This is a genomic window from Variovorax sp. P4_D9 (genome assembly GCF_056401695.1).
On record NZ_JBFUIU010000278.1, the window covers coordinates 1 to 10,920 of the forward strand.

11 protein-coding genes are annotated in these 10,920 nt (G+C 66.4%); 4 read left to right on the forward strand and 7 right to left on the reverse strand.

Translation table 11 applies throughout. From position 1 onward, the window contains the following. Positions 1-81: 81 nt before the first annotated feature. Genes AC1DY5_RS26525 through pncB form a run of 5 tightly spaced genes read right to left on the reverse strand, consistent with a single transcriptional unit; the run spans position 82 to position 6,245 of the window. The gene (locus AC1DY5_RS26525; RefSeq protein ID WP_478116229.1) at positions 82-1,263 is read right to left on the reverse strand and encodes an MFS transporter; all 1,182 of its coding nucleotides are present in this window, start codon (positions 1,261-1,263) and stop codon (positions 82-84) included. Further along, positions 1,260-2,603: a DNA recombination protein RmuC gene (locus AC1DY5_RS26530; RefSeq protein ID WP_478116243.1), complete on the reverse strand. Its 1,344-nt coding sequence runs from the start codon at positions 2,601-2,603 to the stop codon at positions 1,260-1,262. The genes AC1DY5_RS26525 and AC1DY5_RS26530 overlap by 4 nt, the downstream gene beginning before the upstream one ends. A gap of 8 nt (positions 2,604-2,611) precedes the next feature. Next, positions 2,612-3,598: a 2-hydroxyacid dehydrogenase gene (locus AC1DY5_RS26535; RefSeq protein WP_478116231.1), complete on the reverse strand. Its 987-nt coding sequence runs from the start codon at positions 3,596-3,598 to the stop codon at positions 2,612-2,614. Positions 3,599-3,600: 2 nt separating this feature from the next. Beyond that, the gene (locus AC1DY5_RS26540; protein ID WP_478116232.1) at positions 3,601-5,028 is read right to left on the reverse strand and encodes a sodium:proton antiporter; all 1,428 of its coding nucleotides are present in this window, start codon (positions 5,026-5,028) and stop codon (positions 3,601-3,603) included. Then, positions 5,028-6,245 carry a nicotinate phosphoribosyltransferase gene (gene pncB, locus AC1DY5_RS26545; protein WP_478116234.1) on the reverse strand — a complete coding sequence of 406 codons (1,218 nt, stop codon included), beginning with the start codon at positions 6,243-6,245 and terminating at the stop codon, positions 5,028-5,030. The genes AC1DY5_RS26540 and pncB overlap by 1 nt, the downstream gene beginning before the upstream one ends. A gap of 182 nt (positions 6,246-6,427) precedes the next feature. Here pncB and AC1DY5_RS26550 point away from each other — a divergent pair, with 182 nt between their 5' ends. Both AC1DY5_RS26550 and AC1DY5_RS26555 read left to right on the forward strand, forming a co-directional pair. Next, positions 6,428-6,661, forward strand: a complete 234-nt coding sequence (locus AC1DY5_RS26550) for a CsbD family protein (protein WP_478116236.1) — start codon at positions 6,428-6,430, stop codon at positions 6,659-6,661. 50 nt (positions 6,662-6,711) lie between these two features. Then, positions 6,712-7,116, forward strand: a complete 405-nt coding sequence (locus AC1DY5_RS26555; RefSeq protein ID WP_478116238.1) for a hypothetical protein — start codon at positions 6,712-6,714, stop codon at positions 7,114-7,116. 102 nt (positions 7,117-7,218) lie between these two features. Here the strand turns inward: AC1DY5_RS26555 and AC1DY5_RS26560 are convergent, their stop codons facing one another. Beyond that, on the reverse strand, positions 7,219-7,653 hold the full coding sequence (locus AC1DY5_RS26560; protein WP_478116240.1) for an acyl-CoA thioesterase: 435 nt from the start codon (positions 7,651-7,653) through the stop codon (positions 7,219-7,221). 61 nt (positions 7,654-7,714) lie between these two features. Further along, positions 7,715-8,653: a histone deacetylase family protein gene (locus AC1DY5_RS26565; protein ID WP_478116245.1), complete on the reverse strand. Its 939-nt coding sequence runs from the start codon at positions 8,651-8,653 to the stop codon at positions 7,715-7,717. A gap of 167 nt (positions 8,654-8,820) precedes the next feature. On the opposite strand from AC1DY5_RS26565, the gene AC1DY5_RS26570 reads away from it, so the two are divergent. Both AC1DY5_RS26570 and AC1DY5_RS26575 read left to right on the forward strand, forming a co-directional pair. Beyond that, positions 8,821-9,378, forward strand: coding sequence for a phasin family protein (locus AC1DY5_RS26570; RefSeq protein WP_478116241.1), 558 nt, complete (start codon positions 8,821-8,823; stop codon positions 9,376-9,378). Positions 9,379-9,521: 143 nt separating this feature from the next. Beyond that, positions 9,522-10,280, forward strand: coding sequence for a 3-hydroxyacyl-CoA dehydrogenase (locus AC1DY5_RS26575; RefSeq protein ID WP_478116242.1), 759 nt, complete (start codon positions 9,522-9,524; stop codon positions 10,278-10,280). Positions 10,281-10,920: the final 640 nt, after the last annotated feature.

A 10,920-nucleotide genomic window follows, 5' to 3' on the forward strand; every position in this document is an offset into this window, starting at 1 on the left:
CCCCAGGACGCCTGGGACTACATCAAGACCTTCTACAAGCTTTAGCTTTAGCTCGGCTTGCCCCGCAGCGCCGGGGCAAGCTCAGTGCGGGCCATCGCCGCGCGGGACCTGCAGGCCCCACACCGAGCGCGTGCCCAGGGCCACCACGCCGCCGACGATCCAGAACACGCCGGCGACGCCGATCAGGGCGCCGGCGGCGCCGAACAGCATTGGCATGGCGACGCTGGAGGCGTTGAGCGTCATCACGCGCAGACCCAGCGCCTCGCCGTGGCGGGCATGCGGCGTGATCTGGTGCAGCATGCTCATCACCATCGGCTGCACCGCGCCGAGCGCGATGCCGAGCACCACCGAGCAAGCGCCCATGCCGAGCGCCGATCTCATCAGCGGATAGACCGCGAACACCAGGGCCGTGACCACATTGGCCGCCGCGATCACGCCGCGCTCGCTGGCGCGCGAGGCCAGCATCGGCAGCAGCAGACGGATGCCGGCCGCCGCCACCGCGAAGGCGCCGAGGATGGTGCCGATCATCGAGGCGCTCAAGCCGCGCTCGTGGCCCAGCAGCGGCAGCACGAAGGTGTGTACATCCCAAGACGCGGACTGCAGCCAATTCACGAACAGCAGCCGCCTGAACATCGGCTGGCCGAGCAGGTCCCAGGCGCGGGGCCTCGGCGCGCCGGCGGCCGGTCGCGACAAGGGAAGTTCGGCCGTCCCGCGCGCCAGCAGCCAGCAGGCGATCGGCAGCAGCGCCAGCAGTCCGAACGCCACCCTGTAGCCGATCAGGTCGCCGGGCACCGGCCCGGCATGGTCGATCAGCAGCCCGGTGGCGAAAGGCCCGACGAAATTGGCCGCCGCCGGCGCGATCGCCAGCCAGCTGAACACCTGCTTGAGCTGGGTCGGGGTGGTGGCGGCGCGGCCGACGTGGCGCTGCAGCGCGATCACGGCGATACCGGTGGCGCCGCCGGTCAGCAGCGCCGCCAGGCAAAGCACCGGAAACACCGGCCAGGCGCCCGCCAGGGCGGCACCGGCGGTCGCCGCAGTCACCGCGATGCCCAGCGGCCGCCGGAGGCCGTGCCGATCGGCGAAGCGCCCGGCCGGCAGCGCCAGGAACACCTGCGTCAGCGCGAACAGGGCCAGCAGCATCCCGACCGCCGCCGGGCTGTAGCCCTCGCGCAAGGCCAGCAGCGGCGCCGCCAGCCGGGTGCCCGTCATCGCCGCATGCAGGCAGACCTGCGCGAAGATCAGGCGAAGCAATCCAGCATTCACGGGGTGCCGTCGTCCTCGTCGTCGGTCGGCGGCAGCACCGCCTCGGTCTGCGCCTCGGGCAGCGCCTCGACCTTGCGCAGCGCCAGCCGCATCTGCCGGGCGCGGGTGTCGGCCTTGTCGAGCGTGTCGGAGGCCTTGGCCACCTGCTCCTTGATGCGCGCCACCCATTCGCCGTAGCGCTCGAACTCGGTCTTGACCGCACCCAGCACCTTCCAGACCTCGGAGGCCTGGTGTTCCAGCGCCAGCGTCCGAAAGCCCATGTGAAGGCTGTTGAGCATCGCCAGCAGCGTGGTCGGGCCGGCCAGCGTCACGCGATGCTGGCGCTGGATCGCGTCCATCAGGCCCGGCCGGCGCAGCACTTCGGCGTATAGGCTCTCGACCGGCAGGAACAGGATCGCGAAATCGGTGGTGTGCGGCGCCGCGAGGTAATTGTCGGCGATCGATCGGGCCTCGCTGCGGATGCGCGCCTCGAGCGCCTTGGCCGCCAGCTCGGCGGCGGGGGCATCGGCGCGCTCGTGGGCGTCGATCAGGCGCTCGTAGTCGTCGCGCGGAAACTTGGCATCGATCGGCAGCCACACAGGCGCGCCGTCGCCGCCGCGGCCCGGGAAGCGGACCGCGAAATCGACCCGCTGGCCGCTGCGCGGCTTGGTCTCGACCTGGCGGGCGAACTGCTCGGTGGTCAGCACCTGCTCCAGCAGTGCCTCGAGTTGCACCTCGCCGAACACGCCGCGGGTCTTTACGTTGGTCAGCACGCGCTGCAGGCTGCCGACGCCGACCGCCAGCGACTGCATCTCGCCCAGCCCCTTGTGCACCTGCTCGAGCCGGTCGGCCACCTGCTTGAAGCTCTCGCCGAGCCGGGCCTCGAGCGTGCTTTGCAGCTTCTCGTCGACCGTCTTTCGCATCTCGTCGAGCTTGGCCGTATTGCTTTGCTGCAGCTGCGCGAGCTGGGTTTCCATCGTTGCGCGGACTTCGGCGAGCCGCCGCGCATTCGATTCGCTCAGGCCCTGCAGCTGCGTGTTCAAGGTGTCAGCCAGCGACTTCTGCAGCAGCGTGAGCTGCTGCGCGAAGGCGTCGATCTGCGCGTTCTGCGTCCGCGTGGATTCCGCCCCCTGGTGCAGCAGCGCCTGCTGGAAGGTGGCGAAGGCCTGCGCGGTTTCCTGCCGCGCGCCGCGCGAGGACTCACCGATCTCGCGGCGCAGCTCGCGCTCGGTGCGCTCGTTGCCGGCGGCCAGCGCGGCGATCAGCGCCGAGGGGTCGGGCGCCGGCGCCGGGCGCAGCAGCAGCCAAAGCAGGACGACGAGGTTCAGGGCCGCCAGCCCCAGGAGGATCCAGAGTTCGATCACTGGACTCAGCGCGCAGCCAGCACCGCGGGATTGAGCGGCGTGACCGGCTTGCCGTCGACCAGGAAGCCGATCAGGTTGTCGACCGCCAGGTCGGCCATCGCGCGCCGCGTCGGCACCGTCGCGCTGGCGATGTGCGGCGTCAGCACGACGTTGGGCACCGTGAGCAGGTCGGGATGGATCTTGGGCTCGCCCTCGAACACATCCAGGCCCGCGGCGGCGATTCGGTGTTCACGCAGAGTGGCCGCGAGTGCCGCGTCGTCGACGATGCCGCCGCGCGCGATGTTGACCAGGGTCGCGGTCGGCTTCATCAGCGCCAGCTCGGCGGCGCCGACGGTGTGGTGCGAGGCCGGCGTGTAGGGCACCACCAGCACGACGTGGTCAGCCGTCTTGAGCAGCTCTTCCTTGCTCACGTAGCGGGCCTTGCATTCGGCCTCGAGCGCGGCATCGAGACGCGAGCGGTTGTGATAGATCACGTTCATGCCGAAGCCGAGTGCACCGCGCTTCGCGATGCCCTGCCCGATGCGCCCCATGCCGATGATGCCGAGCGTGGCGCCATGGATGTCGGAGCCCGAGAACATGTCGTAGCTCCATTTCTTCCACTTGCCGGCACGCAGGAAATGCTCGCTCTCGGCGATCCGCCGGGCGGTCGCCATCAAGAGCGCGAAGCCGAAGTCGGCCGTGGTCTCGGTCAGCACGTCGGGCGCATTGGTGGCGAGCACGCCGCGCGCGGTCATGGCGTCGAGGTCGAAGTTGTTGTACCCCACCGCCATGTTGGCGCAGATCTTCAGCTCGGGACAGGCCGCCAGCAGCGCGGCGTCGATGCGCTCGCTGCCGGTGGTGAACACGCCCTGYTTGCCCTGCAGCTTTTCGATCAGCTGATCTGCGCTCCAGTCCTCGTCGGCCTGGTTGGACTCGACTTCGAAGTGAGCCTGGAGCCGGGCGATGGTCTCGGGGAAGATCGAACGGGCGACGAGGACTTTGGCTTTGGTCATGTTCAACGGAAGAAGATCAAGGTGGTGAGGATGAACAGCGGGATCAGGATCGCGCCCGACCACAGCGTGTAGCCGAAGAAGCTCGGCATGCGCACGCCGCGGCTTTCCGCGATGGCCTTGACCATCAGGTTCGGCGCGTTGCCGATGTAGGTGTTAGCGCCCATGAACACGGCGCCGGCCGAGATCGCCGCCAAGGTCGTCGCGTAAGTGGTCATCAGCGCCTGCGGGTCGCCGCCGGCGGTGTTGAAGAACACCAGGTAGGTCGGCGCATTGTCGAGGAAGGAGCTCAGGATGCCCGTGGCCCAGAAGTACATCGCCGGATCGGGCTGGCCATCGGGCCGCGTCACGGCGGCGACGATGGCGCCGAAGGGGCCGCTCTGGCCGGCCTTGAGCATCGCGATAACCGGCACGATGGTCAGGAAGATGCCCGCGAACAGCTTCGCCACCTCGACCATCGGGCCCCAGGCGAACTGGTTGTCGGCGTGCACCTTGGCGGCGGTGAACTTGAGCGACAGCAGCGTGATCGCCACTAGCCCGACATCGCGCACGATGCCCGGCAGCCCGACCGACGTGCCATGGACGTCGAAGCCGACGGAGGACTTCCAGACGCCACTGAGCAGCACCAAGAACAGCACGCCGCCCAGCAGCCAGAAATTGACCACGCCGTCGAAGCCGATGCCGCGGGTGTCGGGCGTCGGGTCGAAAGGCGTGACGCCCTCGTGCCGGAAGTACCAGCGGTCGAGCGCATAGAACAGCGCCAGCAACGCACCGATCACGAACAGGGTGTCGGGGAAAATGTTCTTCGCGGTCCAGAAGAAGTCGACGCCCTTCAGGAAGCCGAGAAACAGCGGCGGATCGCCCAGCGGCGTCAGCGAGCCGCCGACGTTCGACACGATGAAGATGAAGAACACGACCACGTGCAYCTTGTGCTTGCGGTTGTCGTTGGCACGGATCAACGGCCGGATCAGCAGCATCGAGGCGCCCGTGGTGCCCATCAGGCTCGCCAGCACCGCGCCAATCGCGAGGATCGCGGTGTTGAGGCCCGCCGAGCCGCGCAGGTTGCCGCGGATGTGGATGCCGCCGGCCACCGCGTACAGCGCCGCGAGCAGGATGATGAACGGGATGTACTCGGCCACCAGCGCATGCACTAGCTGGGCCCCGGCCTGCGGGGCACCATGGATCAGCCCGAAGGGCAGCAGGAAGGCCAGAGACCAGGCCGCCGACACCTTGCCGTAGTGGTGGTGCCAGAACGACGGCGCCAGCAGCGGCAGCAGTGCGATCGACAACAGGATGCCGGCGAAAGGCACGCCCCACAGCGGCGACAGGCTGCCGCCATCGAATTCGGCGGCGGCGGCCAGCGCCGGGAAGGCCATCGTCAAGGCGCCGGCCGTCAGCAGGCGCAGCCATCGGCTCGGGAAACGCGCCCCCATCACGCGGCGGGCTGCGCGATCTCGAACACCTGGCGCAGGTAGGCCAGGTAGCGTTCGTCGTCGCACATGTTCTTGGACGGCGTGTCCGAGAGCTTGGCCACCGGCTGGTCGTTGCAGCGAATCATCTTGATCACGATCTGGAGCGGCTCGTAGCCGAGGTCGTTAGTGAGGTTGGTGCCGATGCCGAAAGCCAGCTGGCAACGGCCGCGGAACTGCTGGTAGAGCTCGATGGTCTTGGGCACGGTGAGCCCGTCGCTGAAGATCAGGGTCTTGGTCAACGGGTCGACGCGGTTGGCGATGTAGTGGGCCAGCATGCGCTCGCCCCACTGGAACGGGTCGCCGCTGTCGTGGCGCGCACCATCGAAGAGCTTGCAGAAATAGAGGTCGAAATCGCGCAGGAAGGCGCTCATGCCATAGACGTCGGACAGCGCGATGCCGAGGTCGCCGCGGTATTCGCGGGCCCACGACTCGAAGCCGAAGACCTGGCTGTCGCGCAGCCGGGGACCCAGGGCCTGGCAGGCCTGCAGGTACTCGTGCGCCATGGTCCCGAGCGGGATCAGGCCGAGCTTCATCGCGTACAGCACATTGCTGGTGCCTGCGAGCTGCGGCAGCTTCGAGCTTGCGTGCAGCGGCGCCGGCGCGGTGACCACACCGAGGCGGCTGGACAGCGTGCGCAGGACTTCATCGTGCCAGTCCTTGGAGAAGCGCCGGCGCGTGCCGTAGTCGGCGATCTTGAGGTCGGCCAGCCGGTCGTCCTGCAGCTGGGCGATCTTGGTCTCGAGGCGGCGGCGGCCCTCGGCCAGGTCGGGCTGGGGCTGGGTGTTGCGGAAGTAGACCTCGTTGACGATCGCCAGTACCGGGATCTCGAACAGGATGGTGTGCAGCCACGGGCCCTTGATGCTGATCTCGAGGTCCCCAGACGGCTGCGGAACGATGTCGATGTACTTCTCGTTGAGCCGGAACAGCCCGAGGAAGTCGACGAAGTCGCTCTTGATGAAGCGCATCGACCGCAGGTAGCTCAGCTCGGGTTCGCGGAACTGCAGCGAACAGAGATGACGTACCTCCTCGCGGATCTGTACAGCGAAGCGCGCAAGGTCGATGCCGGGGTTGCGGCACTTGAAGCGGTATTCCACGCGCGCGCCCGGAAAGTGGTGCAGGACCACCTGCATCATCGTGAACTTGTAGAGGTCGGTATCGAGCAGGCTGTGAATGATCATGGTGCGGCTCGCTGGTCTCCGGATTTCGGTGTGCGTTCGATTATCACGGGCCGCGTCGGCAAGTGCCTACGACCCCTTCCCCGGGCGTCCTACCGGGGCGCCGAGAACCTGCCGCGACAGTGTCCTCACGCCGACCAGCAAGCGTTCTGGGCGGTGAGCAAACCCACTGAAGGAGATAGGTCATGAACAAGGACACCGTCGAAGGCAACTGGAAGCAGTTCAAGGGCAAGGTCAAGGAGCAATGGGGCAAATTGACCGACGACGATTTCGACGTCATCGCCGGCAAGCGCGACCAGTTGCTGGGTCGCATCCAGGAGCGCCACGGCATCAGCCGCGAGGAAGCCGAGAAGCAGGTCGCCGACTGGGAGAGCCGCGATGGCCGCACGCCCGCCGCGATCTGGATGGAGAAGGTCTGACCTCCGCCACCTAATCACGCCAACCCGATTCACAACTCTGGAGAACTCCCATGAAAAAGCATTTGCTGATGCTCGCCATCGCGTCCACCTGTCTTGTCGCCGGCCAGGCCAGCGCCATGACGCAGGATGAATACAAGGTCGCGAAGGAAAAGATCGAAGCCGACTACAAGGTCGCGAAGGCGCAGTGCGACACCCTGAAGGACAACGCCAAGGATGTCTGCGAGAAGGAAGCCAAGGGCACGGAAAACGTGGCCTTGGCCGAACTCGAACAGCAATACAAGCCGAGCGAAAGCCATGCCCGAAATGTGGCTGAAGAAAAGGTGAAGGCCCGCTACGAAGTCGCGAAGGAAAAGTGCGATGACCAGAAGGGCGACGCCAAGAGCGCCTGCGAAAAGCAGGCCAAGGCCGACGAAGCCAAGGGCAAGGCCGAGATCAAGTCCATGAAGAAGATGTAGCTCACCCCCAGGTTGGCTCACTTCGTGTAGCCGCCCACCCCCTACCGGGGGCTCCCTGCCGCCCGGCAAAGCCGGTTCYGCGAGAGCCCTGGTAGGGGTTTTCTATTTGAGGCTGTCTATGACAGCTTGCAGAGCCTGCGGTAACTTGACGGGCCGCTGGGTTTCGCGGTCGACATAGACATGGACGAAGTGCCCTTGAGCGGCAGCAGTGTCCGCGCCTTGCGCGAACAGTGCGATCTCGTAGCGCACGCTGGAGCTGCCCGCATGCGCCACCCGGATGCCGGCCTCGACCGTCTGCGGGAAGGCCAGCGGTGCGAAGTAGTTGCACTGGGTCTCCACCACGAAGCCGATCGTCGTGCCGTGGTGGATGTCGAGCGCACCGCGCTCGATCAGCAAGGCGTTGATCGCAGTGTCGAACCAGGCGTAGTAGACGACGTTGTTGACGTGGCCGTACATATCGTTGTCGGCCCAGCGCGTCGGGATGCTGCGAAATGCGCGGTAGCTGGCGCGGGAATGGGGGGTCGGTCGAGCGTTCACAATGTACCTTCGTGCTTCGCACTGCGGTGCGAGCTTGCTTGGGAGCGGCCCGGCGCGGCGCTCATGGCGGCGCATTTTGCCAGCGGCGCCAATACTCCACGGCCACCCTGAAGGTGCCCAGCTGAACCTGCACCGTCTCCGAAATGTCGCTGGCATAGCCGCCGGCCATCGCGAAGGCCAGCGGCAGCCGGCGCTGCCAGGCGTAGTCGAAAACCCGCCGGTCGCGCGCCTCGAGGCCGTCGAAGCTCAGCTTCAGGCGCCCCAGCCGGTCGCGCTCGAACGGGTCGGCCCCCGCTAGGTAGATGATCAAGCCGGGCGTGAAGCGCCGCTCCAGTTCGTCGAGCGCCTGCTCCAGCGCGCTCAGGTAGTCGGCATCGCCGCAGCCATCGGGCAGTTCGACGTCGAGGTCGCTCCCCTCCTTGCGGAACGGGAAGTTCTTCTGCCCGTGCAGCGACAGCGTGAAGACGCTGGGGTCGTCGCGGAAGATGCTGGCCGTGCCGTTGCCCTGGTGGACATCGAGATCGATCACCGCCACCTTGAGCGGCAGTCGCGCCCGCCGACCCTGCTCGGCCTGCATCAGGCGCGCCGCCACCGCGGCATCGTTGAAGACGCAGAAGCCGCCGCCCCTGCCCGCACTGGCGTGGTGGGTGCCACCGGCCATATTGGCCGAGATGCCCTCCGCCAGGGCGGTTCGGCAGGCGGCGATGGTCGCGCCGGCCGAGCGACGCGAGCGCTCGACCATGGCCTGGCTCCACGGAAAGCCGATCTCGCGCATGGCCTCGGGGGCCACGCTGCCATCGCTAATCGCGGCGATCCATTGCGGAGTGTGCGCCAGCGCCAATTCGCCGTCGCTGGCGCGCGGCGCCTCCATCATCCGCACCTCGGGCATCTGCGCCTCGAGCCGCTCACGCAGCAGCGCGTAGCGCCCCATCGGGAAACGATGGCCTGTCGGCAGCGGCAATACGAATTGACCGGAATTGAATGCACGCATGCGGAACATTCTCATGGACTGGTTTTAGAAAGCACGTTCTAAATTGCTGCAATGCAACAGAAACCCCTTGTCCTAATCGCGTGGTTGCCTATACTTGAGGCCATGCTGCACCGCAACATTAGTCGAGGGGCAGCTCAAGCGTGAATCTACCTTTTCAATTCAACTGGAGCACCCACATGGCCCTCACCGCCGACCAAATCATCTCTTCGCAAAAAGCCACCCTCGAAACGCTGTTCGGCCTGACCACCAAGGCATTCGAAGGCGTCGAGAAGCTGGTCGAACTCAACGTGACCGCTTCGAAGGCTGCGCTGACCGAAGCCGCCGGCACCAGCCAGGCCCTGCTGAGCGTCAAGGACGCGCAAGAGTTTCTGTCGCTGCAAGCCAGCCTGTTCCAGCCCCTGGCCGAGAAGACCGCTGCCTACAGCCGTCACCTGTACGACATCGCCCAAGGCACCAGCGCCGAGTTCACCAAGGCTTTCGAATCAAAGGCCGCTGAAGCCCAGCAAGCCTTCGTCGGCCTGGTCGACAGCGCTGCCAAGAACGCCCCGGCCGGTTCGGAAACCGCCGTCGCCGTGATGAAGAGCGCCGTGGCTGCTGCCAACAACGCTTTCGAATCGGTGCAAAAGGCTGTCAAGCAAGCTTCCGACGTCGCCGAAGCCAACTTCCAGGCCGTGTCGACCACCGCCGTGAACGCTGCCAAGAGCACAGCTCAGACCGCCACGCGCAAGCGCTAAGCATCTAGCCCGCCTCGAGCGGGCGACTATTGTCTCCTTGGGTCCTTCGGGATCCAATTCAGGGCCTCGTCTTCGGACGAGGCCTTTTTTTTGTGCCCGAGTCGGGTCTTCGATAATGGCGGCCACACCATTTGGAGATTGGCATGGAAATAAACGGCAAGGTTTTTATCGTGACCGGCGGCGCTTCGGGCCTCGGCGAAGGCACTGCGCGAATGCTGGCGGCCAACGGCGGCAAGGTGGTCGTCGCCGATATGCAGGCGGACAAGGGCGAGGCAGTCGCGAAGGACATCGGCGGTGTCTTCGTCAGGTGCGACGTCAGCCAGGAAGCCGACGGCCAGGCCGCGGTGGCYGCGGCGCTCAAGCTCGGCAAGCTGGTCGGCCTGCTCAACTGCGCCGGCATCGCCCCGGCCGAGAAGACCGTGGGCAAGAACGGCCCGCACGCGCTGGCGGTGTTCAGCAAGACCGTCACGGTCAACCTGATCGGCAGCTTCAACATGATCCGCCTGGCTGCCGACGCGATGAGCAAGAACGAKCCCGAAGCCACCGGCGAGCGCGGCGTGCTGATCTCGACCGCCTCGGTGGCGGCCTACGACGGCCAGATCGGCCAGGCCGCCTACAGCGCCTCGAAGGGCGGCGTGGTCGGCATGACCCTGCCGATCGCACGCGACCTGGCGCGCAGCGGCATCCGCAACATGACGATCGCGCCCGGAATCTTCGGCACGCCGATGCTGTTCGGCATGCCGCAGGAGGTGCAAGACGCCCTGGCCGCCAGCGTGCCCTTCCCGTCGCGCCTGGGCACCCCCGAGGATTACGCCAAGCTGGCCAGGCACATCATCGAGAACGACATGCTCAACGGCGAGGTGATCCGCTTGGACGGCGCGATCCGCTTGCCCCCACGGTAGTCCTCCGGTCTTTCGCTAAACCATCCAAGGAGATCCTATGAGAATCGCTGCAATGCGTCGCAGAGCGGCCATTGACAGCGGCGGCACGAACGTCAGCAGCTGGCCGACAGTTCTGGTTCAAGGTCCAAGCTCGAAAGCGTGCTCCAGACTGGTCTCGGTCATTCGCCTTCGGCTTGTCGAACGTCGGCGGCTGACGATTCCGGACCTTGGCACTTTTCTTCGCGAGCGACCGGTCCACCTTCGGAACTTGACCTTCGCCGCGGTCGGCTAGGAGATCCAAGTTCGGCGACAGCGGTCAGATGCGGTGGCAACTGACGACCCCGCAAATCCGGGTTCACGGGGGCCAGTCTTGCTACCCCAGATCACCTTCGCATGTCCGGCTGCGCTGCTGCAAGTTGCATCTGAAACTCGCGCCGCAATCAGCCGCGGCTGCGTGAAGCTCGGTGGGTGCCACCGACGCTCTGCGCGACGATGCCGATGTGCCACAACCCTCGAGCGCGCCGCGCCAAGGTCCACGTCCTGCGCGAGGCACAGCAACGCCCGGGTGAGCACACCGAGCTGCGGGCAATGCACGTCCTTACGTCCAGGACGAGTCGTTGTCGAAGTCGCTGCCATCCAGATCCGCGCCCGAGTCCTCGGC

Coding starts and splice junctions, on each gene's coding strand:
- AC1DY5_RS26565 (WP_478116245.1), bottom strand. CDS start 8,653: ATGTTCCGCATGCGTGCATTCAATTCCGGTCAATTCGTATTGCCGCTG.
- AC1DY5_RS26550 (WP_478116236.1), top strand. CDS start 6,428: ATGAACAAGGACACCGTCGAAGGCAACTGGAAGCAGTTCAAGGGCAAG.
- AC1DY5_RS26555 (WP_478116238.1), top strand. CDS start 6,712: ATGAAAAAGCATTTGCTGATGCTCGCCATCGCGTCCACCTGTCTTGTC.
- pncB (WP_478116234.1), bottom strand. CDS start 6,245: ATGATCATTCACAGCCTGCTCGATACCGACCTCTACAAGTTCACGATG.
- AC1DY5_RS26570 (WP_478116241.1), top strand. CDS start 8,821: ATGGCCCTCACCGCCGACCAAATCATCTCTTCGCAAAAAGCCACCCTC.